At 72.5% G+C, this 25,323-nt stretch carries 20 protein-coding genes; 12 read left to right on the forward strand and 8 right to left on the reverse strand.

The genetic code is table 11. The features are described 5' to 3' along the window. Window positions 1-24 precede the first annotated feature (24 nt). The 5 genes from K8Z49_RS44060 (at window position 25) to K8Z49_RS44080 (ending at window position 6,333) form a co-directional block, all read left to right on the forward strand. Window positions 25-1,002 carry a hypothetical protein gene (locus K8Z49_RS44060; RefSeq protein WP_412516925.1) on the forward strand — a complete coding sequence of 326 codons (978 nt, stop codon included), beginning with the start codon at window positions 25-27 and terminating at the stop codon, window positions 1,000-1,002. Between the two features lie 90 nt (window positions 1,003-1,092). Continuing rightward, the gene (locus K8Z49_RS44065) at window positions 1,093-2,079 is read left to right on the forward strand and encodes an ABC transporter permease (RefSeq protein WP_412516926.1); all 987 of its coding nucleotides are present in this window, start codon (window positions 1,093-1,095) and stop codon (window positions 2,077-2,079) included. Then, window positions 2,076-2,909 carry an ABC transporter permease gene (locus K8Z49_RS44070; protein WP_412516927.1) on the forward strand — a complete coding sequence of 278 codons (834 nt, stop codon included), beginning with the start codon at window positions 2,076-2,078 and terminating at the stop codon, window positions 2,907-2,909. Before K8Z49_RS44065 ends, K8Z49_RS44070 begins: the two co-directional genes overlap by 4 nt. Then, complete coding sequence (locus K8Z49_RS44075) at window positions 2,906-4,663, forward strand: dipeptide ABC transporter ATP-binding protein (protein WP_412516928.1); 1,758 nt, start codon at window positions 2,906-2,908, stop codon at window positions 4,661-4,663. Before K8Z49_RS44070 ends, K8Z49_RS44075 begins: the two co-directional genes overlap by 4 nt. Before the next feature lie 95 nt (window positions 4,664-4,758). Continuing rightward, on the forward strand, window positions 4,759-6,333 hold the full coding sequence (locus K8Z49_RS44080; RefSeq protein ID WP_412516929.1) for an ABC transporter family substrate-binding protein: 1,575 nt from the start codon (window positions 4,759-4,761) through the stop codon (window positions 6,331-6,333). 3 nt (window positions 6,334-6,336) lie between these two features. Here the strand turns inward: K8Z49_RS44080 and K8Z49_RS44085 are convergent, their stop codons facing one another. The 5 genes from K8Z49_RS44085 to aceB form a co-directional block, all read right to left on the reverse strand. Further along, window positions 6,337-7,053, reverse strand: a complete 717-nt coding sequence (locus K8Z49_RS44085; protein WP_021592987.1) for a hypothetical protein — start codon at window positions 7,051-7,053, stop codon at window positions 6,337-6,339. Between the two features lie 108 nt (window positions 7,054-7,161). Next, the gene (locus K8Z49_RS44090) at window positions 7,162-8,448 is read right to left on the reverse strand and encodes a (Fe-S)-binding protein (RefSeq protein ID WP_412516930.1); all 1,287 of its coding nucleotides are present in this window, start codon (window positions 8,446-8,448) and stop codon (window positions 7,162-7,164) included. Continuing rightward, window positions 8,448-9,644 carry an FAD-binding oxidoreductase gene (locus tag K8Z49_RS44095; RefSeq protein ID WP_021592989.1) on the reverse strand — a complete coding sequence of 399 codons (1,197 nt, stop codon included), beginning with the start codon at window positions 9,642-9,644 and terminating at the stop codon, window positions 8,448-8,450. Before K8Z49_RS44095 ends, K8Z49_RS44090 begins: the two co-directional genes overlap by 1 nt. After that, on the reverse strand, window positions 9,644-11,089 hold the full coding sequence (locus tag K8Z49_RS44100; RefSeq protein ID WP_024934616.1) for an FAD-linked oxidase C-terminal domain-containing protein: 1,446 nt from the start codon (window positions 11,087-11,089) through the stop codon (window positions 9,644-9,646). Before K8Z49_RS44100 ends, K8Z49_RS44095 begins: the two co-directional genes overlap by 1 nt. 77 nt (window positions 11,090-11,166) lie before the next feature. Then, window positions 11,167-12,774: a malate synthase A gene (aceB, locus tag K8Z49_RS44105; RefSeq protein WP_111833007.1), complete on the reverse strand. Its 1,608-nt coding sequence runs from the start codon at window positions 12,772-12,774 to the stop codon at window positions 11,167-11,169. A gap of 221 nt (window positions 12,775-12,995) precedes the next feature. Here aceB and hflX point away from each other — a divergent pair, with 221 nt between their 5' ends. The 3 genes from hflX to K8Z49_RS44120 all read left to right on the forward strand — a co-directional run bounded on the left by hflX (window position 12,996) and on the right by K8Z49_RS44120 (window position 17,022). Then, window positions 12,996-14,438: a GTPase HflX gene (gene hflX, locus K8Z49_RS44110; RefSeq protein WP_412516931.1), complete on the forward strand. Its 1,443-nt coding sequence runs from the start codon at window positions 12,996-12,998 to the stop codon at window positions 14,436-14,438. A gap of 456 nt (window positions 14,439-14,894) precedes the next feature. Further along, window positions 14,895-16,109 (forward strand): imidazolonepropionase, encoded by a 1,215-nt coding sequence (gene hutI, locus K8Z49_RS44115; protein ID WP_021592993.1) that lies wholly within the window; start codon window positions 14,895-14,897, stop codon window positions 16,107-16,109. A gap of 67 nt (window positions 16,110-16,176) precedes the next feature. Beyond that, window positions 16,177-17,022, forward strand: coding sequence for a DegV family protein (locus tag K8Z49_RS44120; protein WP_412516932.1), 846 nt, complete (start codon window positions 16,177-16,179; stop codon window positions 17,020-17,022). Window position 17,023: 1 nt separating this feature from the next. On the opposite strand, the gene K8Z49_RS44125 is transcribed toward K8Z49_RS44120, so the two are convergent. Further along, window positions 17,024-17,773: a helix-turn-helix domain-containing protein gene (locus K8Z49_RS44125; RefSeq protein ID WP_075020119.1), complete on the reverse strand. Its 750-nt coding sequence runs from the start codon at window positions 17,771-17,773 to the stop codon at window positions 17,024-17,026. Window positions 17,774-17,841: 68 nt separating this feature from the next. Between K8Z49_RS44125 and K8Z49_RS44130 the strand changes: the two genes are divergently transcribed. The 4 genes from K8Z49_RS44130 to holA all read left to right on the forward strand — a co-directional run bounded on the left by K8Z49_RS44130 (window position 17,842) and on the right by holA (window position 23,822). Continuing rightward, window positions 17,842-19,152 carry an MFS transporter gene (locus K8Z49_RS44130; RefSeq protein ID WP_412516933.1) on the forward strand — a complete coding sequence of 437 codons (1,311 nt, stop codon included), beginning with the start codon at window positions 17,842-17,844 and terminating at the stop codon, window positions 19,150-19,152. 67 nt (window positions 19,153-19,219) lie between these two features. Then, on the forward strand, window positions 19,220-19,921 hold the full coding sequence (locus K8Z49_RS44135; RefSeq protein ID WP_083597181.1) for a ComEA family DNA-binding protein: 702 nt from the start codon (window positions 19,220-19,222) through the stop codon (window positions 19,919-19,921). 362 nt (window positions 19,922-20,283) lie between these two features. Further along, the gene (locus K8Z49_RS44140) at window positions 20,284-22,374 is read left to right on the forward strand and encodes a ComEC/Rec2 family competence protein (RefSeq protein WP_412516934.1); all 2,091 of its coding nucleotides are present in this window, start codon (window positions 20,284-20,286) and stop codon (window positions 22,372-22,374) included. 494 nt (window positions 22,375-22,868) lie between these two features. Next, entirely contained in the window at window positions 22,869-23,822 is a 954-nt protein-coding gene (gene holA / locus K8Z49_RS44145) for a DNA polymerase III subunit delta (protein ID WP_412516935.1), read from the forward strand. A 195-nt stretch (window positions 23,823-24,017) separates the two neighbouring features. Here holA and K8Z49_RS44150 read toward each other — a convergent pair whose 3' ends face one another. Both K8Z49_RS44150 and K8Z49_RS44155 read right to left on the reverse strand, forming a co-directional pair. Continuing rightward, a complete protein-coding gene (locus K8Z49_RS44150; RefSeq protein ID WP_111833002.1) occupies window positions 24,018-24,443 on the reverse strand; it encodes an SRPBCC family protein in 426 nt (141 codons plus the stop codon). After that, window positions 24,383-25,303 (reverse strand): LysR family transcriptional regulator, encoded by a 921-nt coding sequence (locus K8Z49_RS44155; RefSeq protein WP_412516936.1) that lies wholly within the window; start codon window positions 25,301-25,303, stop codon window positions 24,383-24,385. The genes K8Z49_RS44150 and K8Z49_RS44155 overlap by 61 nt, the downstream gene beginning before the upstream one ends. Window positions 25,304-25,323 lie beyond the last annotated feature (20 nt).

Raw genomic sequence — 25,323 nt, forward strand, 5'->3', positions numbered from 1 at the left:
ATTCGTTTTTTGGAGGTGGCCCCCATGCGGTCCTCGCTCGCCGGCCGCACCGCCGGCGTCGCCGTCGCCGCCGCGGTGCTGCAGCTCATCATGATCATCGCCTTCTCCTGGCCGGCCGCGCGCACGGAGCCGCGCGACGTCCCGATCGTCGTGACCGGTCCGCAGGCCGGCGCGGTCGCCGACCGGCTCGACCGGGAGCGGCCCGGCGCGTTCGACGTGCGGACCCGTCCGGACGAGGCGGCCGCGCGGGCCGCGCTCCAGGACCGCGAGGCCTACGGCGCGATCGTCGCCACGCCGTCCGGGCCGAAGGTGCTCACGGCCTCCGCGGCCTCGCCCGCCATCGCCCAGCAGCTCGGCGCGGTCGCGGCGCGGCTCGGCGGAGGCGCGGCCTCCTCGCCCGCCGAGGACGTGGTCGCCGCCGACTCCGACGACCCGCGCGGCGCGGGCTTCGGCGCCCTCGCGCTCCCGCTGGTCATGTCCGGCATCGCCGCCGCGGTGCTGCTGACGTTCGCGATCCCGGCCGCGGGGTGGCGGGCCGCGGGCGCGGTCCTGTTCGCGGCGCTCGGCGGGCTCGGCGTCGCCGGGGTCGCGCAGGGCTGGCTGTCGCTGCTGCCCGGCTCCTACCTCGCCGTCGCCGGCGTCATGTCGCTGACCGTGCTCGCCGTCACCGGCGCGATCGCCGGCCTCGCGGCGGCGATCGGGCGCGCCGGGATCGGTGTCGGAGCGCTCACCATGCTGCTCCTCGGCAACCCCCTGTCGGCGGCCGCGTCGGCGCCGGAGATGCTGCCGCAGCCCTGGGGCGAGCTCGGCCAGTTCCTGCCTCCCGGGGCGTCGGTCACGCTGCTGAGGTCGACGGCGTTCTTCGACGGCGCGGGCGGCGGCGGGGCGCTCGCCGTCCTGGCGGCATGGGCCGTCGCCGGTTTGGTGCTCTTCGTGCTCGGCGCCATGCGCGGACGTACCGGAGAAGAGCCCGCCGTGAGCCGCGAACCTGTTCCGGCTTGACCTTCCCTGGCGATCCTTGACGTTCTCCTGTCCCACTACGTGTCCACTCGATAGCATTCCGTGACTCGGGCTGGTGCGGGAGGGGAGACGTTGGCGGGATTCCTGCTGCGGCGGCTGGTGAACCGCGTCGTGCTGGCCCTGGGCGCCACCGGCCTCGGCTACCTGCTCGCCGCCGCGGCGCTCGACCCGCGCGCGAACGTCGCGGACCGGGCACCCCGCCCGCCGGACGCCGTCATCGAGGCCCGCCTCGACGCGCTCAACATGAACGACCGGACGCCCCTGGCCACGCGGTACCTCACCTGGGCCAGGGGCGTCCTGCACGGCGACCTCGGCCGGACATGGGACGGCGAACCGGTCGCCGCCGAGCTCCGGCGCCGTCTCGGGGTGAGCCTGCGGCTGGTCTCGCCGGGGGCCGTGCTGGGGAGCGCGCTCGGCGTCGCCCTCGGCGCCTGTGCGGCCGTCAAGCGCGGACGCGCGGCCGACCGGATCATCTCGCTCGGCTCCTACCTCCTGGTGGCCGCGCCCGTGTTCGTCCTGGCGGTGCTGTTGCAGATCGCCGCGAGCGAGGCCAACGACGCGATGGGCGTCCAGGCCTTCGTGTGGGTGGGCGAGTACACACCCGGTGTCTCGGGAATCGGTGCGGTCGCGGACCGGGCGCGGCATCTGCTGCTGCCGACGGTCACGATCGCCTTGGCGCAACTCGCGCTCTGCTGCCGCTACCAGCGCGGCCTGATGCTGGACGTCCTGCACGCCGGCTTCGTGCGCACCGCGCGGGCCAAGGGCCTGTCGAGGCGGCGCGCCCTCCTGCGCCACGGGCTCCCGGTCGCGCTGGTGCCGATGGCGACGTATCTCGCCTACACGTCCGGCCCGCTGCTCCTCGGCGGCGTGTTCATCGAGAAGATCTTCGGTCGGCACGGGATGGGGGAGTGGCTGGCCGACTCCATCAGGCGCGGGGACGTCAACGCGGTCGCCGCCATCGAGTGCGTCGCCGTCTGCGCGGTGCTCCTGGCGGGGCTGGCCTCGGACGTCCTCACCGCCGCCCTCGACCCGCGCGTCCGTTTCCGGGCGGCGCGATGAGCGTGGGCGCCCTGGCCTTGGGGTTCAAGGGCAGTCGCCGGGGCGTCGCCGGGCTTGCCCTGCTCGTCCTGCTCGGTGCCACGGCGTTCACCGGGCCGCTCTGGTCGCCGTGGGGATGGGACGAGACGGACCTCACCGCTTTCGGGCAAGGGCCGTCCGCGCGTCACTGGCTCGGCACGACGCAGAGCGGGCGGGACGTTCTCGCCCTCACGCTGCGCGGCGCGCAGCGGTCGCTGCTGATCGGGTTGTGCGCGGCCCTGCTGGCGACCGGCCTCGCCGCCGTCACCGGTGCCGTGGCCGGATTCGCGGGCGGACGGCTCGACCGGGCGCTGATGTGGGGCACCGACCTCCTGCTGGTGCTCCCGCCGTTCCTCGTCCTCGTCGTGCTCGCACCGCGGCTGGGCGGCGGGTGGCCCGTGCTCGTGCCCTTGCTGGCGGCGTTCATGTGGATGGTGACCGCGCGGATGGTGCGGGCCACGACGGTCTCGCTGCGCGAGCGCGAGTACGTGGTCGCCGCCAGGCTCCTCGGGGCGGGCGCGCCGCGGGTGATCGTCCGGCATGTGCTGCCGCCCATGGCGTCCTTGCTCGCCGTGGACGCGAGCCTGAACGTCAGCGTCGCGATCACCGCGGAGAGCGGGCTGTCCTACCTGGGCTTCGGGGTGCGGCCGCCGGACGTCTCGCTCGGGACGGTCCTCGCCGACGGCCACGCCGCCTCCGCGTTCGGGTGGGCGCCCGGGGCCGCCGCGGGCCTGCTCGTCCTGACGGTGCTCGCCGTCAACCTGCTCGGCGACGGGCTGCGGGACGTCCTCGACCCGGAGGACGCGGGGTGACGGTCCTGGAGGTCGCCGATCTGACGGTCGGTCATACGTCCGGCGTGCGGGCGGTGCACGGGTTGAGCTTCACCGTCGAGTCAGGGGAGACCCTCGGGATCGTCGGTGAGTCCGGGGCGGGCAAGACCACGCTGGCTCTCGCCCTGATGGGGCTTCTGCCGGACGGCTCGCACGTGACGGGGTCCGTGCGGCTGTGCGGGAGGGAACTGCTCGGACGCACCGACGCCGAGCTGTCCCGCGTGCGCGGTAAGGACCTGGCCATCGTGTTCCAGGATCCGCTGTCGGCGCTCACGCCCGTCCGCACCGTGGGCGGCCAGATCGCCGAGGCCGTCCGGATCCACTCGGGGACGTCCCGCGCGGAGGCACGCGCACGCGCCGCCGAGCTGCTCGACCTCGTCGGGATCCCCGACGCCGCGCGGCGGGCCCGGGGGTTCCCGCACGAGTTCTCCGGCGGGATGCGGCAGCGCGTGATGATCGCCATGGCCCTCGCCGGCGATCCGGTCGCGATCGTGGCGGACGAGCCGACGGCGTCGCTGGACGTGACCGTCCGGGCACAGGTCCTGGACGTGCTGCGGAACGCGCAGCGGGCGACCGGCGCCGCGATCGTCGTGATCAGCCACGACCTGGCGGTCGTCGCGGAGTTCGCCGACCGGTTCATGGTGATGCGTGAGGGGCGAGCCGTGGAGGGCGGCCCGGCGCAGCGGCTGAAGGCGCCGCCCCGGGTCGTGAAGGCGCCTTCGCCCCGGTCCGACCGTGCCGTCGTGCTCGAAGTGGACGGTCTCGTCCGCCACCACGCGGTGCATACCCCGAGGCTGCGCCGCAGGACCGGGACAGTGCCCGCCGTGGACGGCATCGGTTTCGACGTCCGGGAGGGGGAGACGCTCGCGCTCGTCGGGGAGTCGGGTAGCGGCAAGACGACGGCTCTGATGGAGATCCTGCGGCTGTCACGTCCGCCGGAGGGGCGCGTCACGATCCTGGGCCGTGACACGTCGTCTCTGGGTGCCGCCCACCGCAAGGGTTTACGCAGGGAGGTCCAGGTCGTCTTCCAGGACCCCTGCGCGTCGCTGAACCCGCGGATGCGGGTGGCCGCCATCCTGGCCGAGCCGCTGACCGCGCACGGTGTGCCGGTCGGGGACCGCGTGGGGCGGCTGCTGGAACTGGTGGGGCTGGAACCCGGTCATGCCCAGCGCTACCCGCATGAGCTGTCGGGTGGTCAGAGTCAGCGGGTGGCCATGGCAAGGGCGCTCGCCCTGGAACCGCGCCTGCTCCTGCTGGACGAGCCCGTGTCGTCCCTGGACAAGGCCGCGCAGGCCCGTGTCATGGACCTCCTGCGGGACCTGCGTGCTCGGCTCGGTCTCGCGCTCCTTCTGGTCGCCCATGACCTGGACCTCGTCCATGGGATCGCCGACCGGGTGGCCGTCATGTCCCGGGGCCGCATCGTCGAGATCGGCTCGGTCGGCGACGTGTACGGCGCACCCCGCCATCCCTGCACACGCGCCCTTCTGGCCGCGCTTCCGGGGGCGCGCCCGCACCCCGACCTCGACCGCGTTCTCTTGCGAGGAGACCCTTCCGATCCAACCGTTCCACCAGCGGGATGCCGTTTCCGTGCCCGTTGCCCGAAGTACGTCACGCTCACCGCCGTCGACAGGCGCTTATGCGAAGAGAACGACCCGGGATTACGTCCTGTGAAGCCTGAAAAGAACAATGACCACTCAGTCGCCTGCCACGCCGTCGCTGCAGGGAGCGGAGGGTGAAACGGCTACTCGCCGTGATCTTCGCCGCGGGTGCGCTCATGGCCGGTGCCGGATGCTCTGCCACTCCGACCTCGATGACCGGGACAATCGAGCCGTTGCCCGCGTCAGATGTGAACCCTGCCCCGCGCGACCGTGTCATCGACGGCGGAACACTGCGCTGGCCATTGCCGGAGTTTCCATCACAGTGGAACTTCCATCATGTCAACGGCACCCAGGGAACGGTCGCTCGCGTCATCCACGGCGTCCTGCCCTATCTGATGCGCTCCGATGAGAAGGCCGTTCCGCATCCGGTCCCGGAATATCTGGAGTCGGCCAAGGCAAAGCGCACCAACCACGGCCAGACGGTCATCTACAAGCTGAACCCGCGCGCCAGCTGGTCGGACGGCAGGCCCATCGGATACGCCGATTTCGTCGCGCAAGCCCATGCCCTGTCGGGACGGGACTCGCGCCACGAGGTCTCCACCACTACCGGCTACCGGCAGATCAAGCGCATTGAACGCGGCACGGATGAGCATGTAGTCAAGGTGACGTTCACGCAGCCGTATGCGGAGTGGCGCAGCCTTTTCAGCCCTCTCTATCCGGCGGTCGCCTATTCGACCGCACGCGCATTCAACACCGGCTGGGTGGACCGACTGCCCGTCACTGCGGGACCGTTCAAAGTCCAGAGGATCGATCGGACGGCCAAAACCCTCACCGTGGTACGGAACCCGGCATGGTGGGGCGCCCCCGCGAAACTCGACCGGATCGTGTACCGCGCCATGGACACCAGCGCCATGCCCGGCGCGTTCGCCAACCAAGAGATCGATCTGATGGACATCGGGCTCGACGCCGGCGCCCTGCAGCGCGCCGGTCGGGTCGACGGCGCCGCCGTCCGAAGGGCGGGCGGGCCCGACTGGCGGAACCTCACGCTCAACGCGGCGGGGCCCGTCCTGTCCGACGCACGCGTACGGCAGGCGATCATGCTCGGCATCGACCGGCGCGCCATCGCGCGGTCCGACCTGTCCGGCCTCGGCGTGCCGGTCGAGACGATGGGCAACCACTTCTATGTCAACACGCAGGAGGGCTATCGGGACAACTCCGGACCGCTCGGCAGGTACGACCCGGCGCGCGCCCGCAGGCTCTTGGACGAGGCGGGCTGGAGACTCGATGGCAGGTACCGCGCCAAGGCCGGACGGACGCTCTCCCTGCGTTTCGTGGTGCCGTCCGGGGTACCGATCAGCAAGCGCGAAGGGGAGCTGACGCGCACGCTCCTCGAACGGATAGGCGTCCAGGTGGACGTCGAGGTCGCCCCGTCCGATGACGTCTTCGACCGGTACGTCACGCCCGGGAACTTCGACATCGTCCCATTCTCCTGGCTGGGGACGGCGTTCCCGGTGTCGCCGATGAAGGCGGTGTTCGCGCGGCCGGACGGTCGCGGCGTCCGGCAGAACTACTCTCGGACCGGAACCGCCGCGATCGACGCGGCGATGGACCGGGCCATCGCGGAGACCGACCCGGTGCGGACCCGCGCCCGGGTGAACGAGGCGGACGCGCTCATCTGGCGCCAGGCGTCGGTCCTGCCGCTCTACCAGCGCCCCCAGCTCGTCGCGGTCCGTGCGGGCCTGGCCAACCTCGGCGCCTGCGGCTTCCTGGAGCCCGCCTACGAGGACGTCGGGTTCACGCGGCGGTGATCGTCAGGGGAAGGCGAGCCGGATGCCCTTCCGGTCGCTGGTGTAGCGGGCGTTCCACACGTAGACCTGCAGGTCGTCGGCGGAGAGGCCCTCCTTGACCGGCAGGTCGGAGGCGATGCGGACGACGTAGGAGGCGCCCGCCGGCATCATCGCGGTGCCGTTGTCGTCGACCGGTGCCTTCGACCCGTCGATCAGCCCGGTGATCTTGCTGTGGTTGGGCAGCGTGCACATGTCGGCGGCGATCCCGGCCTGCGGCATGCACCGCTCCTGCGCGTCCTCCGGCACCTGCGCCTTGGGCATGAACAGGTCGGCGGGGTAGTCCAGCAGGACCGGCCGCCGCTGGTTGTTGGTGAGGATGTAGTCGGCGTAGGCGTACGTCGTCCCGGACGGCGGGGCCTCGGTCGCGCCGAGCGGCTGACGGTTCGTCCCCGCCTTGACGGCGGCGAGGCTGTAGCCGTAGCCCTCGGGCGTGGTGAAGTTGACCGGCGGGCCGGCCTTCGGCGCGGGCACGGACGTGCCCTGCCGGCCCGCGCCGCCCTGGCTGGCGAGCGCCGGCTCGGTGGACTCCCGCTCGCCCGTGCCGGGCCGCAGGTACACGATGGCGCCGGCCACCGCGGCGATCCCGACGGCCCCGGTCAGGGCCCCGGCCAAGCCGAGCCTGCCCGAGTGGCTCTTCCTTCTCCGGCGGTGCGAGCGGTGCGGCTGGTAGCTGTTCGACATGGTCGTGCGTGCTCCCTCGGCCCTCTCCAGGCTCAGTCAGCGCGTCCTGTCTCCGGCGGCAGGACACGATACCGGACGCCCGGAACGACGGCGGTCCAGGTCAGCGGGTTACGAACGGCGCGCGACGAGGGGGTCGCGGCCGAGTCCCCGCAGGGAGGCGTCCAGCACCTGCGCGGTGTGCGCGACGGCGATGCCGGCGCCGCGCCGGCGCAGCGCGGTGGCGATCTGCATCGAGCAGCCGGGGTTGGCGGCGACCAGTAGTTCGGCTCCGGTGGCGTCCACGTTCACCGCCTTGCGGTCGCCGAGTTCGCCGGCGGCCTCCGGCTGGAACAGGTTATAGGTCCCCGCGGAGCCGCAGCAGATGTCCGGTTCGGCGATCTCGCGGACGGTCAGCTCGGGGATCGCGGCGAGCAGGTCGCGCGGCTGGCTCCGCACCCCCTGGGCGTGGGCGAGGTGGCAGGCGTCGTGGTAGGCGACCGTGACCGGAAGTGGCCTGCGCGGCGCGCGGGGCCCGAGTTCCACCAGGTATTCGGCGAGGTCCCGCGTCTTGGCCGAGAGCGCGTCGGCGCGTCCCGCCCAGGACGGGTCGTCCGAGAGCAGCTCCCGGTACTCCTTCATCGCCGACCCGCATCCCGCGGAGTTGACCACGATGACGTCGGCGGCCTCGAACGTCTCGATCGTCCGGCGGGCGAAGGCGCGGGCCTCCTCCGCGCGCCCGGAGTGCATGGACAGCGCGCCGCAGCACCCCTGGTGCCTCGGGATGAGGACGTCGCAGCCCTCCATGGCCAGGACGCGGGCCGTGGCCGCGTTGACGCCGGGGAAGAACTCGCCCTGGACGCAGCCGGTCAGCATGGCGACCGTGGCGCGGCGCCCGCCGCGCGCGGCGACCCGCTCGGGCAGCCGGGGCGACGCGCCGAGCGGAGGCGCGAGCCGCTCCATCGCGGCGAGGGACGGTGAGATGCGCTCCAGCACGCCACTGCGCCGGACGAGCCGCTCCAGGCCCGACTTCTGGTAGGCCCGGAGGGGGCCGCGCAGAGCGCGAAGCCTCCGCTTGTAGGGGAAGAGCTGGAAGACCAGCTCCCGCAGGGCCTTCTCCTTCAGCGACCGCTGGTGTTCCTGCTCGACGTCGGCGCGGGTCGTCTCGATGAGCCGGTCGTACTGCACCCCGGACGGGCAGGACGTCACGCACGCCATGCATCCGAGGCAGCGGTCGAAGTGCTCGACCATCGCGTCGCTGAGCGGCTCGCCCTCCACGTGCTGCTGCATGAGGTGGATACGTCCCCGGGGCGAGTCCATCTCCTCGCCCCACAGGACGTACGTCGGGCACGTCGGCAGGCAGAAACCGCAGTGCACGCAGTCGTTGAGCAGATTCGGGAGGTCGTCCTGAGCGCTCATCAGATACCTCCTGCGAAACGGCCGGGGGACAGGCGATGGCCGGGGTCGAACTGGTCCTTCACCCGCCGCATCAGCGTCAGCGCCGGGATCGGCCCCCACAGATCGATCTCGCCGCGCACCTCCTGCGGCGCGTAGCGGACGACGGCGTGACCACGGTGCCGGGTGAGGATGTCCCGCAGGCGGCCCAGCACGTCGGCCACCTTGTCCGGTTCGAGTGACGACGGCAGGCCCACGTGCCCGTGGCCGCTGCCGCTCCATGTGACGGCGGCGTCCGGGCCGAGGGCGGTGAGGACCTCGCGGAGCGAGGGCGGCGGGGCGGTGATGTCGATGAGGGTGGTGCCGTCCGGATAGAGGCCCCAGCCGTCCGGAGCCGTTTCTACGATCTCGGCCTTCTCGCCGAGCAGCTCCACGGTCTGCCTTGAGCGCTCGGCGACACCGTCCGGTACCCCCTCCAGGAGGACCGCGACCGTGGCCGGGCCGATGTACTCGACCGCGCTGGGCGCGACAGGGGCGTGCAGGACGCTCTGGACCGCGTCGTGCGCGCCTTCGGGTCCGTCCACGGCGCACGTCACGTACGCGGACGCGGCGGGGATCGGATGCAGCCGGAACGTGGCCTCCACGATCAGGCCCAGCGTCCCGAAGGAGCCGGTGAACAGCCGCCCCAGGTCGTACCCGGCGACGTTCTTGACGACCTTCCCGCCCGATCGCGCGATCTGCCCGTCCGCCCGGACGATGGTGAGGCCGATGACCAGGTTCCTCGGCGTCCCGTACAGGGACCGCAGCGGACCGGCCGCGCCCGTGGCGATCGTGCCGCCGACCGTGGACCCCGGCAGGGGGACGTCGAGCGCGAGCCGCTGCCCGCGTTCCGCCAGTTTCTCAGCGAGCCGGTCCATCGGCAGCCCGGCCTCGGCCTTGGCGACCAGGTCTCCGGCGGTGTGCTCGACCAGGCCGTCCAGCCGGTGCGTGTCGACCAGCAGATCGCACCGCTCGGGAGGCGTCCCCCAGTCGAGCCGGGTCTCGGCCCCGCGCGGCACGACGGCGAGGTCGTGTTCGGCGGCCACCCGCATCACGTCGGCGGCCTCGGTCAGGTTCTTCGGCGCCGCGACGAGCGCCGGCTCCACGCCGAGCACGCCTTCCGCGGGCTCACCGGGCCGCACGTCCCCGCAGACCTTCGCCAGGGCGTCCAGGGGCCGCATCAGAAGATGTCCGCCTTTCCCTCGAACGGGTGGGGGCCCTTGCGCTTGCCGGGGACCTCGCCGCAGAGGCGCGGCGTGGGGAAGACCTTCCCCGGGTTGCAGAGTCCCGCGGGATCGAAGCCGCAGCGGACCATCTGCATGGTGTCGAGGTCGGTGTCGGTGAACATGCGCGGCATGTAGCGGGACTTGTCGACGCCGACGCCGTGCTCGCCCGTGATGGAGCCGCCGTGCTCGATGCACAGGTCGAGGATCGCGCCCGACACCTCCTCCGCGCGCTCCTCCGCGCCGGGCTCGGAGTCGTCGAACAGCACCAGCGGATGCAGGTTGCCGTCCCCGGCGTGGAAGACGTTCGCGACCCGCACCCCGGACCGGGCGGACAGGGCGTCGATGCCGGCGAGGACGTCGGGGAGCACCGTGCGGGGGATGACGCCGTCCTGGACGAGGTACGCCGGGCTGATGCGGCCGACCGCCGCGAACGCCGACTTGCGGCCCTTCCAGATCAGCGCCCGCTCCGCGTCGTCGGCGGCGATGCGGATCTCGAACGCGCCCGCGTCCCGGCACAGCCGCTCCACCTCGGCGAACTGGGCGGCCACCTCGGCGTCCGGGCCGTCCAGCTCCACGATCAGAACCGAGCCGGCGCCCGCCGGGTACTCGCAGCGCACCGCCGCCTCCGCGGCCTCGATCGCCAGCGCGTCCATCATCTCGATCGCCGCCGGGACGACGCCCGCCCCGATGATCGCCGACACCGCGGTGCCGCCCGCCTCGATCGAGTCGAACGCCGCCAGCAGCGTCTGCACGGTCTCCGGCACCCGCGTCAGCCGCACCGTGATCTTGGTGGTGATGCCGAGGGTGCCCTCCGCGCCGACGAACACGCCGAGCAGGTCGTAGCCGGGCCCGTCCGCCGACAGCTCGACCAGCTCGCCGTCCGGCGTGACGACCTCGCAGGCGAGCACGTGGTGCGCGGTGAACCCGTACTTCAGGCAGTGCGCGCCGCCGGAGTTCTCCGCGACGTTCCCGCCGACCGAGCAGATCTGCTGGCTGGACGGGTCGGGCGCGAAGTAGTACCCGTAGGGCCGGACCGCCCGCGTGACGTCCAGATTGATCACGCCCGGCTCCACCACCGCCCGCTGGCCCGGGATGTCGATCTCCAGGACGCGGCGCATCCGGGAGGTGACGATCAGCACGCCGTCCGCCCGGGGCAGCGCGCCGCCGGACAGGCCCGTCCCGGACCCGCGCGCCACGTAGGGGATCCCGGCGGCCGCGCACTCCCGGACGATCGCGGCGATCTGCTCGGCCGTGTCGGGCAGCACGACGATCCCGGGCGTCGACCGGTGGTTGGTGAGGCCGTCGCACTCGTACGTGCGCAGCCGCACCGGGTCGGTGATCACCCGGTCCGCCCCGAGCAGCCCCTCCAACCGGGGGGCGAGCGTTCGCAAGGAGTCCATCACCTCCACAATCCTCCGCCCCACCACCTGCCGCAAGATCCCGCCTCCGGTCCGTAGCCGCAGGAGCCCCCTGGGAGTCAGGGGAACTGCTGGTAGGCGGGGGTCGTGAGGAATTCGGAGTACTCGTCGGCCAGCGTGACCTCCTTGAAGAGGGCGACCGCCTGGTCGTAGCGGGGCTCGTTGTAGGCCTGCCCCAGCTCGGCGCGGATCTTGCCCAGTTCCTCGTCGAGCAGCTGCTCCACCCACTCCTTGGTGATCTTCCGGCCCTCGGCGGTGGAGACGCCGTTGTAGATCCACTGCCACACCTGGGAGCGGGCGATCTCGGCGGTGGCCGCGTCCTCCATCAGGTTGTGGATGGCGACCGCGCCGGCGCCGTCGAGCCAGGTGGCGAGGTAGCGCAGCGCCACGTCGATGTCGTTGCGCAGGCCGGCCTCGGTGATCTCGCCGGGGGTGTCCTTGACGTTGAGCAGGTCGGCGGCGGTGACGTGCACGTCCTCGCGGAGCCGGTCCCGCTGGTTCGGCCGGTCGCCGAGGACGCCGTCGAACACCTCGCGGCAGACGGGGACGAGGTCGGGGTGGGCGACCCAGGAGCCGTCGAACCCGTCGCCGGACTCGCGGGTCTTGTCGGCGCGGACCTTCTCCAGCGCGACCTTGTTGACCTCCTCGTCGCGGCGGGAGGGGATGAAGGCCGCCATGCCGCCGATCGCGTGCGCGCCGCGCTTGTGGCAGGTCCGGACGAGCAGCTCGGTGTAGGCCCGCATGAACGGCGCGGTCATCGTGATCGCGTTCCGCTCCGGCAGCACGAAGTCGGCGCCCCGGTCCCGGAACTTCTTGATCACGGAGAAGAGGTAGTCCCAGCGGCCGGCGTTGAGGCCCGCGGAGTGGTCGCGCAGCTCGTAGAGGATCTCCTCCATCTCGAACGCGGCCGGGATCGTCTCGATCAGCACGGTCGCGCGGATGGTGCCGCGCGGGATCTCCAGGGCGTCCTGCGCGAGGTTGAACGCGTCGTTCCAGAGCCGCGCCTCGAGGTGGCTCTCCATCTTCGGCAGGTAGTAGTACGGGCCCTTGCCCTTGGCCAGCTGGCGGCGCGCCGAGTGGAAGAAGTACAGGCCGAAGTCGAAGAGCGATCCGGACATGGGCTCGCCGTCGACGAGGAGGTGCTTCTCGACCATGTGCCAGCCGCGGGGCCGGACGACGATCGTCGCGAGTTCCTCGTCGGCCTTGAGAGCGTAGGTCTTGCCGCTCTTGGCGTCGGTGAAGTCGATGGTGCGGTCGAGGGCGTCCCGGAGGTTGAGCTGGCCCTCGATCATGTTGTCCCACAGGGGCGTGTTGGCGTCCTCGAAATCGGCGAGCCACACCTTGGCGCCCGAGTTCAGCGCGTTGATCGTCATCTTCCGGTCGGTCGGCCCGGTGATCTCGACGCGGCGGTCCACCAGGCCGGGCGCCGGTTCGGCGACGCGCCAGGAGTCGTCCTCGCGGACGCCGGCGGTCTCCGGCAGGAAGTCGAGGGTCCCGCCCTCGGAGAGCCTGCGCTGGCGTTCCGCGCGGGCCTCCAGCAGCTCCTCGCGCCGGGCGCCGAACTCGCGCTGCAGGGCGGCGAGCAGGCCGAGCGCCTCGGGGGTCAGGATCTCCTCGTGGCGCTCGCCGAGGGGTCCGGTGACCTCGATGCCTTCCAGTCCAGCCATCTGCCCTGCCCTTTCGTATAGCGAAATTCCACTTCTGTTACGTGGAGAACGGTACTCGGCGGTGCGAGGCCCGGTCAAAGGGGGTCCCCGGCTGCCCCTCCCCGCACGGGGCGGGGTCAATCCAGGAGGGAACGCGGGGGATAACCACGTGACCACCGGGGACGATGCGTGAGACGATCGCCGGGAAGATACGGCCGCGACGCGGCGTTTACCGAGGACATATGACTCAACCTTTCTCTGCAGACCAGACCCACGTTCCGGAAGGCATCGAGATCGAGTACGAGCCCCTGCCGGGCGAGCTCGACCTGGAGGACCGCCGGGCACTGCGCCGCGTCGCGGGCCTGTCCACCGAGCTGACCGACGTCACCGAGGTCGAGTACCGCGCCCTGCGGCTGGAGCGGGTCGTCCTCGTGGGCGTCTGGACCGAGGGCACGGCCGAGGCGGCCGAGAACTCCCTGCGCGAGCTGGCGCTGCTCGCCGAGACCGCGGGCTCGCAGGTGCTCGAGGGGCTCGTCCAGCGCCGGTCCCGCCCCGACCCGGCCACCTACATCGGCTCCGGCAAGGCCGCGGAGCTGCGCGACGTCGTCATCTCCACCGGCGCCGACACCGTCATCTGCGACGGGGAGCTGGCGCCGAGCCAGCTGCGCCACCTGGAGGAGACCGTCCAGGTCAAGGTGATCGACCGGACCGCGCTGATCCTCGACATCTTCGCCCAGCACGCCAAGAGCCGCGAGGGCAAGGCGCAGGTCGAGCTCGCGCAGCTCAACTACCTGCTCCCGCGGCTGCGCGGCTGGGGCGGCAACCTGTCCCGGCAGGTCGGCGGGCGCGCCGCGGGCGGCGTCGGCATCGGCGGCCGCGGCCCCGGCGAGACCAAGATCGAGCTGGACCGGCGGCGGATCCGCACCCGGATGGCCAAGCTGCGCCGGCAGATCGCCGGCATGTCCAAGGCGCGCGACACCAAGCGCGGCGAGCGGCGCCGCCACCAGGTGCCCGCCGTCGCCATCGCCGGCTACACCAACGCGGGCAAGTCGTCGCTGCTCAACCGGCTCACGGGCGCCGGGGTGCTGGTGGAGGACGCGCTGTTCGCCACCCTCGACCCGACCGTCCGGCGCGCCGAGGCGCCCGGCGGCCGCGCCTACACCCTGGCCGACACCGTCGGGTTCGTCCGGCACCTGCCGCACCAGCTGGTCGAGGCGTTCCGCTCGACGCTGGAGGAGGTCACCGACGCCGGGCTGGTCCTGCACGTCGTGGACGGCTCCGACCCCGATCCCGAGGCGCAGATCGACGCGGTGCGCGAGGTGCTGCGCGAGATCGACGCCGACCGGATCCCCGAGATCGTCGTCATCAACAAGGCGGACGCCGCGGACGAGCTGGCGATCGCGCGCCTGCAGCGCCGCGAGCCGCACAGCGTCGTCGTCTCCGCCCGCACCGGGTTCGGCATCGAGGAGCTGCGCGCCGCGATCGAGGCGAACCTGCCGGGGCTGGAGAGCGAGCTGCGCCTCCTGGTGCCCTACGAGCGCGGTGACGTCGTCGCGCAGGTGCACGAGCGGGGCGAGGTCCTCAAGCAGGAGCACATCGCCGAAGGGACGCTCTTGCACGCCCGCGTGCCGGCCGTTCTCGCGAGCGAACTGGCCCGCTACGAGACCGTCTCGCCCATGGTCTGAATATCCTTTCCACCGGGCCCCCTTTTGTGGGGGTCCGGTGGATTTTGGGACTGCCGGGACGATCGTTTCGGGGACGACTAAAGGCGCCTCCTGGTCGCCGAACGGTGACAGCTTGCCCAATCCGCTTGACGGTCCGGTTGAAATCCGTACGGTCGTAGAGCTAGGGGCGGGGTGATGGGTGTCGATGCGCTGCGATCAGAGGTTGTCCGACGGACCTTCAGTGCACTACCGTGACGAAACCGATATCTCCGGTCTCGTTGCCGATGGTGGCCTCCCGGTCACCCGACCCTCCAGCGGTGGAGTCGCCGGCACCCAGCCGGCGTTTCGGATCGAGAGCAGGTGGCCCAACCATGGCAGGTCCGAACCCCGGCACGAGGGCAGGCGGCCCCTTCCAGCGCCACACGGCGCCCGGTTCCGCGCTCCGGCGCGCATGGCCCCACCCAGGTCGGTGACCCTATGACGGTACGGCTGTTGACGAACATCGGCAGGCTCTGGACGGGCACCGACGTCTGCAGCAACGCCGCGGTGCTCATCCACGACGACCGGGTCGTCTGGGCCGGCCCCGCGTCCGACCTCCCGCAGAGCGTCCCCGGCATCATCGACGACATCGTCGACGTCGACCATGTGGAGAACCTCGGCGGCGGCCTCGTCACCCCGGGCCTCATCGACGCGCACTCGCACCCCGTCTACGCGGGCAACCGCTGGGCCGAGCTGGCGATGCGCACCAGCGGCTCGTCCCACTCCGCCATCACCGCGGCCGGCGGCGGCGTCAACTCCACCGTGACCGTCACCCGGGGCACCGACCCCTGGACGCTCTGCAACGGCGTCCGCGAGCGGCTCCGCCAGTGGATCCTCGCCGGCACCACCACCGTCGAGGCCAAGACCGGCTACCACCTCACCCGCGACGGGGAGCTGGCCGACATCCGGATGCTGCGGTCGCTGGAGGGCGAGCCGTCCATGCCCCGCATCCACGCCACCTTCCTCGCCGCGCACATCCTGCCGCCCGAGTTCTTCGGGCGCCGCCGCGACTACATCGAGGCCGTCCGGCTGTGGGCCGGCGACGCCGCCGTCGCGGGCGCCGACAGCATCGACGTCTACTGCGACGAGGGCCACTTCACCGCCGAAGAGGCGCGCGCCCTGCTCCTCACCGGCAAGCGCGCCGGCCTGAAGGCGCGCATGCACGCCTGCGCCAACGAGCGCATCGGCGCCGCGCAGGTCGCCGCCGAGGTCGGCTGCGCGTCCGCCGACCTGCTCACCCAGGCCAGCGACGACGACATCAAGGCCCTCGCGCACGCCGGCGTCACCGCCACCGTCTGCCCCGGCAGCTCCCTCAACAGCAGCCGCGCGCCCGCGCCCGTCCGGCAGATGCTCGACCGCGGCGTCACCGTCGCCCTCGGCACCGACCACAACCCCGGCCAGTGCGGCATCACGTCCATGCCCCTCGTCATCGGGCTGTCCGTCGCGATGTTCGGGCTGAGCGTGAACGAGGCCCTGCGCGCCGCCACCCTCGGCGGAGCCGCCGCGCTGCGCGTCGGCGACCGCGGTTCGCTCGCGCCCGGGATGCTCGCCGACCTCGTCCTGTGGGACGCCGACCACGAGGGCGCGTTCGCGTGGGCGTTCGGCCTGCGCGCCCTGCGGGTCTGGCGCGGCGGCGTCCCCGTCCAGCCCTGACCCGTTCCGCCGGCCGCGAGGTTCCCGCCGTCCGCGACGCGCCTGGCGGGCGGGTAGTGTCGCCACCATGGGCAGTGCGGTCGCGGTCGTCACGGATTCCACCGCCTACCTTCCCCCGGGGCTCGCCGAACGGCACGGGCTGACCATCGTCCCCCTGCAGATCGCGGTCGGCGGTGCCACGCGGGACGAAGGCGACATCACCACCGCCGAAGCCGCCCAAGCGCTGAAAGAATGGCATCCCGTCACCACGTCCCGTCCGGCGCCCGAGCGTTTCGCGGACGCCTACAAGGCGGCCGCCTCGTCCGGCGCTCGGGCGGTGGTGTCGGTGCATTTGTCTTCGGCGATGTCTGGGACGGTGGAGGCGGCGAGGTTGGCGGCTGAGGATGCGCCGGTTTCCGTCAGCGTGCTGGACAGCGGGACCATCGGGATGGGGCTCGGGTTCGCCGCCCTTTCCGCGGCGGCCGTGGCTTTGGCGGGCGGGACGGCGGAGGAGGCGGTGTCGGCCGCGGCTCGCCGTGCCGGGCTGACCCGGTCCCTGATCTATGTCGACACGCTCGAACACTTGCGGCGCGGCGGGCGGATCGGCGCCGCGGCCACTCTGGTCGGCTCCGCGCTGATGGTGAAGCCGCTGCTGGACATCGCCGACGGCCGGCTCGCCCCGCTGGAGAAGGTGCGCACGTCCTCGCGGGCGCTCGCGCGGCTGGAGGAACTCGCCGTCGCCGCGGCGGGGGACCGGAGCGTCGACCTGGGCGTGCAGCACCTCGCCGCGTCCGCCCGCGCGGAGACCCTCGCCGCCCGCCTCCGCGAACGCGTCCCGCACGTCCAGGACGTCTACGTCGGCGAGGTCGGGCCGGTCATCGGCGCCCACGTCGGGCCCGGCATGCTCGGTGTCGTCGTGGCGCCGCAGCTGTGAGTCAGGCGGTCAGGAGGCGGCGGAGCGCGACCGGCGGACGGCCGGTCTCCGCCTTGACCGTCCGGGTGAGATGGGCGTGGTCGGCGAAACCCAGGTCGGCGGCGAGGCGGGACAGGTCCTGCTCGCCCTGCTCGATGCGGTCGAGGGCCCGCCCGACCCGGATGCGGTTGCGGTAGCGGGTGACTGACATGCCGGTCTGCCTTCGGAACGTCCGGCTCAGGTGGGACGGAGAGACCTCCAGAAGCCGGGCCAGCGAGACGAGGCTCCCCGCCTGGGGGTGGTCACCGGCGATGGCCTCACGGGCTTCGTCGGCCAGCGCGCGCCGCTTCCCGCCCTGCTCGTCCAGACCCAGGTGGACGAGCAGGCTCATGAGCCGCTCGGCCGTCTCGTACGCCACGTCCGGCCCCGCTCGCAGGAGGAGCCGGTGGGCCACGTCCGCGCGCGCGCCGACTCTGACCGTCCCGGAAGGCCGGCGCGCAAGGCTTGGGTGGAGCGTGATGGCCGTGCACACGTCGCCGCCCGCGGGATGCGCGAACTGGCCCTCCTCGCCGGGCGCCTGCGCATAACCGGTCGCGGCGTCGACCACGACCCGCCCGTGTCGCGACCGCATGCGGAACCGTCCTTTACGCACCAGGACGATCTGGTGGGCGGTGGACGGCTCGGGTTCCGACCAGCCGGGCCGACGCCCGGCGCAGCGCACCGCGTGGACGGCGAAGCCCTCCGTCTCCGCCACGGTCGTCGACTCGTGCATGGCCGCCATCGTACGCAGGGACAAACATCTTCAAGCGCCCTCGGCGGGGCACTGCGCACACTCGCGGAATGGCGAAACGATGGCTGCTCGTGGTGCTGCTCACGGGACAGACGATGGTCTCGATGGACGGCTCCATCGTGGCGGTGGCCATGCCCGACATCGCGTCCGGGCTGCACGCGTCGGGCGCCCTCCTGCAACTCGTCACAGGCGGATACATCTTCGCCTTGGCCGTGCTGGTCGTCACGGGGGCGCGGCTGGGCGACAAGCTCGGTCACCGCACGATGTTCTTTCTCGGACTGTTCGGCTTCACGGCCGCGTCCCTGGCCTGCGGGCTGGCGCCTAACGGCGCCGTCCTAGTGGCCGCGAGAGTCTTCCAGGGCGCGTCGGCTGCGTTGCTGCTGCCGCAGGTCTTGTCGCTGATACAGCTCTCCTTCGAGGGGCCCGCCCGTGCCCGAGCACTCGGCCTGTACTCGATGGTGCTCGCGCTCGGGGTCGCACTGGGGCAGATAGTGGGCGGCGTCATCGTGACCGTCGGCGGTAGCTGGCGGCCCATCTTCCTCGTGAACGTGCCTGTTGGCGCGTTGCTCCTCGGCATCGGACCCAGGCTCATGCCACCGGCGGCCGGTAAGAAGGTGCGCCTGGATATCCCCGGTGTCGGACTCCTCTCCTTCGGGATGGCGGCGCTCATCGTGCCGCTCGTCCTGGGGAGGGAGCAGGGTTGGCCGTTCTGGACGTGGCCCTCCCTGACAGTGGGGTGTGTAGTGCTCGGCGTGTTCTGCGTCCATGAGCTGAGGGCCTCATCGCCGTTGCTGGACCTCTCCGTGCTGCGCAGACGCTCTGTGCGTCCAGGACTGTTCGCGGCGTGCGCCGTGATGGGTGCCTACACGGGGTTCTTGTTCACGCTCGCCCTCTACCTGCAGAACGTGCTCCGCTTCTCACCGCTTGAGGCCGGGCTGACGTTCGTCCCGTACACCGTTGGTTTCGCCACGGCTGGTCTTGGCTGGACGCGTCTGCCCCGGCGGGCCCGGACGAACCTCCCGACCATCGGCCTGCTCTGCTTCGCCGTCGCGGTGTCGATCCTGCCGGTGCTCGCGGGAGACGGCTGGCCGGTCTCCCTGTCGATCCCCCTCCTGTACACCGCCGGTGCCGGTCACGCGGCGGGGTTCAGCCCCCTCGTCGACCGCATCACCGGGGCCGTGGGGCCCGCCCAGGCGTCCTCGGTGTCCGCGCTCACCAACACCGGGACGCTGTTGTCCAACGTCCTTGCTATCGCCCTGTTCGGCGGCCTCTACCTCTCGGAACCCGGCACGCTCACCCACGTCACGGTGCCTCTGGCGGCCCTGCTCGTTCTCGCCGCGGCCGTCGCGAGGAACCGCTGACCCGGAGTTATCCACAACCGGCGGTTCCCCGGCGGCCGATCTCGGCGGCTCCTTAGCGTCGGTCGCCATGAGACCCGACACGCAGGACCGCCTCCAATCCCTGATGGGACGGTGGAAGCCACCCGCCGACCCGCCTGCCGCCTTCTCACGGTCGACGCCCGAGCGACCGCACGTCCGCATTCTCGTCCTCGTCGGCGTCATCGCCGCGCTGGCCGGGGCCGGCTACCTGTGGCTCGCCCGGCCGCGCCCCCAGCCGGCGCCCGGCCCGCCGGCGAGCGCCTCGCTCGCCGAACCGCGCCCCGCCCCGGCGGCCAGCCCGGCGGCGGCCTCGTCCTCGGTGGTCGTGCACGTCCTCGGCAAGGTCGAGCACCCGGGCGTCGTCACGCTGCCGTCCGGCTCGCGCGTCGCCGAAGCGATCAAGGCCGCGGGCGGGGTGCGGAAGGGCGCGAAGACCGGCACCCTCAACCTCGCCCGCCAACTCGTCGACGGCGAGCAGATCCCGGTCGGCATCCGGGCGCCGTCACCGTCCCCGCCCGCCCCAGACGGTGCTGCCCCGCCCGGCGTGGGCGCACCCGGCGCCCCGGTCGACCTCAACGCCGCCACCGCCGACCAGCTGGACGACCTCCCCGGGGTGGGGCCCGTCCTCGCCCAGCGCATCGTCGCCTACCGCACCGAGCACGGCGGCTTCCGCTCCATCGACCAGCTCCAGGACGTCAGCGGCATCGGCGCCCGCCGCTTCGCCGACCTGAAACCGAAGGTCCGCGTGTGACCCACGACCTCCGCCTGCTCGCCCCCGCCTTCGCGGTCTGGCTGACGGCCGCCACCACCATCGGCCTGCCCCCGCCCGTCGTCTACGCCGTGGCGGCGGCCTTCGCCGGGACGTCCCTGTACCTGCTGATCACCCGAGGACCGACCCCGCCCAACCACGGCACGGACCCGAATCCGAGCCGCGACCCTCCCGGACACCGTCCCCCGACGCGTTTCCACGTTCGCCTCCGAAGTGCGGCGCGGTCCGGTCCTTCCAACGATCGCGAAGACCCAGGCCCGAGGCGCGATTCTGCTGGAAACGTGCTCCACGTTGCCAGCCGTACTAGTAGGAATCGGTCCGGGCGGAGGATGATCCTCGGAGTCGTGCTGGCCTGCTCTGCGGCGTCGGCCGCCGGGGTGGCGTTCCGGACGACCGCCGTGAGCGACGGCCCGGTCCGCGGCCTCGCCGATGCCGGGCGCTTCGCGACGGCCGAGGCGGTCGTGACCGCCGACCCGCGGGCGAAGCCGGGCAACGGGCGCCGCATCGCCATCGTCCGTGCCCGAGCCGAGGCCGTACAGAGGACCAAGGTTCGCGTTCCGGTCCTCCTGATCGCGGGCGACCCGCGTTGGCTCCGCCTGGTGCCCAGCCAACGGGTGCGGCTCCGCGGGCGGTTCGTTCCGCCCAAGGGCCCCGGCCTGCTGGCGGCGGTCGTGATCGTGCGCGGACCGCCCGCCGTCCTCGGCCCACCGTCCACGATCCAGCGCGCCGCCGAGCACGTGCGGGCGCGGCTCCGGGCGGCCGTGGCTCGGCTGCCACCTGACCAGCGCGGCGTCCTGCCCGGCATGGTCGTCGGCGACACCTCACGCCTGGCCCCCGACCTCGCGGACGACTTCCAGACCGCCGGGCTCACCCACCTGCTGGTGGTCTCCGGCGCGAACCTGGCGATCGTCATCGGGGCGGTCCTCGGGCTGTGCCGCTTTGCGGGCCTCGGACACCGCCGGGCCCCGCCCGTCGCCGTCCTCGCGGTCTTCGCGTTCGTCGTCGTCGCCCGTCCGGAACCGAGCGTCCTGCGCGCGACCGTGATGGGCTTCATCGGCCTGCTCGCCCTGTTCACCGGCCGCCGCCGCCAGGGCATCCCCGCCCTGGCCGCCGCCGTGCTCCTCCTCGTCCTCATCGACCCGGAGCTGGCGCGTTCGTACGGCTTCGCGCTGTCGGTGCTCGCGACCGCGGGCCTCCTCGTCCTGGCGCCGCCGTGGCGCGACCGCCTGGCCCGCCGCCTCCCCGGCCCCCTCGCGGACGCCCTCGCCGTCGCCGCCGCGGCCCAGGTGGCCGTGGCGCCCGTCCTGGTGATGCTGTCCGGCGAGATCGGAGTGCTCGCAGTCGTCGCGAACCTGCTGGCGGCCCCCGCCGTCGCCCCCGCCACCCTCCTCGGAGCCCTTGCCGCCGTCACCGCCCCCGCCTCGTTGCCGCTCGCCCGGGTGATCGTGTGGCCCGCGGGCCTCGCCGTCGCCTGGATCATCCGGGTGGCCAGGACCACCGCGGACCTGCCCTACGCGACGATCCCCTGGACCACCGGCGGTCTCGGCGCCGTGACGCTCCTGCTCGCGGGCGGCGCCGCCGTCCTGCTCCTGCGCAGCCGCCGCCTCCGCCTGTGCGCGGCCGCGGCCATGACCGGCGTCCTCGCCGCGGTCGTCGCGATGCGCGTCCTGGCCCCCTCCTGGCCCCCGCCGGGCTGGCACATGGTGGCCTGCGACGTAGGCCAGGGCGACGCGCTGGCCCTCTCCACGGGCCCCGGCCAGGCCGTCGTCGTGGACACCGGCCCCGAGCCGGCCCTGGTCGACGGCTGCCTGCGACGCCTCCACATCGAGGACGTGCCGCTGCTGATCCTGACCCACCCGCACGCCGACCACATCAACGGCACATCCGGCGTCATGAACAACCGAACCGTTCAATCGATCCTCACGACCTCCCGCACGTCCGGCCGCGAAGCCCGCCTCGCCCACGGCCTCCCGATGCGCCCCGCCCACGCGGGCCAGCAGTGGCGCGTCGGCGAGCTGACCCTGTCGATCCTCGCCCCGCAGACCACCACTCCCGCGCTCTCCCCGAAGGACGACGGCACCACGATCAACAACGCGAGCGTCGTCCTCGTCGCCCGCAGACCGGGCTTCAGCGCCCTCCTGGCAGGCGACATCGAGGCCGACGCCCAGCGCGCCCTGGCGTCCGCGGTCCCTCGCGTCCATGTCCTGAAGGTCCCCCACCACGGTTCCCGCAGCCAGGCCCCCGGCTTCCTGGCCGCTGCGCGCGCCCCCATCTCCGTGATCTCGGTAGGCGCCCACAACGACTACGGCCACCCGTCCCCGGCCACCCTGGGACTCCTGCAACGCCTCCGCTCCCAGATCCACCGCACCGACAAGGAAGGGGACATAGCCTTCGCAAGCGCCAGAGCCGGTATCACCGTCATCCCACGCAACTGACCCCCGCCGTTCGCCACAAAACGCGCAACAGACGACCACCAACGCCGACCAGAAAGACCCCGGATGGCCCCTACCCAACGTCCGCATAGCGACCGTCGCCATCCCACCACGCCAGACAGCGCCGAACGCCCCTCCACCCACCCCACCAATCCCCGCCCCAGCCACACCACAGCGGCGCGGGTGATCATTACACCTCGCCGGGGGGAGAGAGATGCCGACGCGATTGGCACCCCGTCACCACATCCCGTCCGGCGCCCGAGCGTTTCGCCGACGCCTACAAGGCGGCCGCCGCATCCGGTGCCCGGGCGGTGGTGTCGGTACATCTGTCTTGGGCGATGTCTGGGACGGTGGGGGCGGGGCCGTGGCGGCGCCGGATCGCCGGCAGGCCTGCCCGGTGGGGAGGACGTATTGGTGGCGGTCCGCGGTGCGTGGCCGGCTCACCATACGTCGGTGACGGGAGCGCGGTCGGTCGGTGGGCGTGGCATGCTGCAGGGGTGTCGGTTGAGCCCATCATTCTGGTCGTCGGTGACGAAGAGCTGCTTGTGGAGCGCGCGATCGGCGACGTCGTCGCGTCTGTGCGGGTGGAAGATCCGGAGGTAGAGGTCATCGATCTTGCGCCGGGCGGGCTGGAGACCGGGCGGATCTCGGAGCTGACGTCGCCGTCGCTGTTCGGCGGCGGGAAGGTGCTCGTGCTGCGGGCGGCCCAGGACCTCGGGAAGGACCTGTCCGCCGAGGTGCTGAAGTACGCCAGGACGCCCGCGGAGGACGTCGTGCTCGTCGCCGTCCATCACGGCGGGGCCAAGGGGAAGGCGCTCGTGGACGGGCTGACCAAGCTCAAGGCCCGCAAGATCTCCTGCCCGAAGGTCACCAAGGCCGGGGAGCGCGTCGACTTCGTCCGGACCGAGATCCGCAAAGCGGGCGGGAAGATCTCGCCGGACGGGGCGCGCGGGCTCATCGAGGCGGTCGGCAACGACCTGCGGGAACTGGCCGCCGCGTGCAGCCAGCTCGTCGCCGACACCGGAGGGAAGATCGACGACGCGGCCGTCGCCCGGTACTACCGGGGGCGCGCCGAGGTCAGCGGGTTCACCGTGGCGGACAAGGCGATCGAGGGGCAACTGGCCGAGGCGCTCGAACAGCTCCGCTGGGCGCTCGCGACGGGCGTCGCGCCGGTGCTGATCGTCAGTGCGCTGGCGCAGGGCGTGCGGGGGCTGGCGAAGGTCGGCGGCGCCCCGCGGGGGGCGCGCGGCGCGGCCCTGGCGAAGGAGCTGGGCATGCCGCCGTGGAAGATCGACCGAGTGCAGAGGCAGCTGCGCGGCTGGACCGGCGACGGCGTCGCGCGCGCCTTGACCGCGGTCGCTGAGGCGGACGAGCAGGTCAAGGGCGGTGCAGCCGATCCGGCGTATGCCCTGGAGAAGACGGTTGCTCAGATTGTCGCCGCGCGGCGGTGACCCGGTGATCGGTGTGCGGGCCGGCGGAGCGTCCTGCAACTACTGAAACCGGTCCTGTGATGGTGCGGGGGTTCGGTCGGGTTGTGATCATGGGATGCGGTCGCGTGGGACCGTCTGGTGGGTGGTGAGGTCGCGGGCGAGGACGAGGTTGCCGAGGTCGCGGCGGCCTTGTAGGCGTGGTCGGGGCTCCGTGGTTCAGGTTGGCTTGGCTTCTGCTCTTGCTTTTAGGCCGTTGGCTTCCATGGTTACGTAGCGGCGGGTCAGGCGGCCTGTGAAGAGGGCGATGGCGGGGGCTAGGGGGCCTGTCTGGTCGATGGTCAGGCGGACCGTGGTCGTTCCGTTGGGGGTGCGGAGGACGTCGTGGCCGGCGGTCGTGCGGACGCCGGGGGAGCGGGACTCCCAGGTGAAGTTCTCGTTCTCGGTGAAATCGGTGACCGTCCAGATGGCGGCGGGGAGCTTCGGCTGGTGGACGCGGGCGCGGCTGGAGAGGGCGAACGGCTTGTCGAGGATCTCGACGCGGTCCACCGAGTCGGTCATGTCGGGCCAGCGCTCGACGTCGGTCAGGATGCGCCAGACGGTTTCCGGGGCGGCGTCGATGTCGACGGAGATCTCGAAGTGCACGGAGTGCTCCTCAGCGCGGTGCGGATGGCGGTCAGCAGGTCGGCGACCAGGGGATCGTCGGCGCGGCCGGGCAGGTGGAGAGCGTAGTAGGGGACGGCGGGCAGGTCGATGATCTCGCGTGCCGCGAGGCCGGGAGGGGGCGGGACGCAGCCGTTCACGACGGCCAGGCCGACGCGCAGGGACGCGAAGTGCAGCATCAGAGGCCAGCCTTCCGCCTCGACCGCGATCGACCAGGGCACCTCGGCGGCGCGCAGCGCGCGTTCGAGGGTGACGCGGTGCGGGCCGGACGGCGGCGGGACGATCAGCGCCGCGTCCGCGAGGTCGGCCAGGGTGAGGTGCGTCCTGGCGGTGAGCGGGTGGTCGTCCGGCATGACCAGCACCTGCGGGTAGGTGGCCAGCGGGACCGCCTCGATGTCGGACGGCAGGACGTCCAGGACGGCGACGCCGACGTCGGCGCGGCCGGTGCGGACGGCGGTCAGGGTGCGGGCGCGGTCGCCGTTGATCAGGCGGATGCCGGGGTGGACGGCGTCGCCGAGCAGGTACAGGTAGGCGCCCTCGCCGGCGGCCAGGGTCGGGACGCGCCCCGGCTCGGTGCCGTGGACGCCGGCGAGGAAGGCCGTCACGCGGGCGTCCAGGTCACGGGCGAACCGGGCGACCTGCTCCCCGGCGGGCGTCAGGACCAGGCGGCGTCCGTGCCGCGTGTAGAGGGGGCGGCCGAGGGTCTCGGTGAGCTTGCGCACCTTGACGTGGAGGGCCGGCTGGGAGATGTGGAGTTCCTCGGCGGCGCGGGTGAAGTTGAGGTGGTCGGCGAAGACGGCGAACGAGGCGAGCGCGTCCGTGGAGAGGCGTGCCAGGTCCATAGTCAAGAACTATAGGCGGT

Origin of the sequence: Actinomadura madurae (assembly GCF_047130825.1) — a bacterium.
Taxonomy (GTDB): domain Bacteria; phylum Actinomycetota; class Actinomycetes; order Streptosporangiales; family Streptosporangiaceae; genus Spirillospora; species Spirillospora madurae.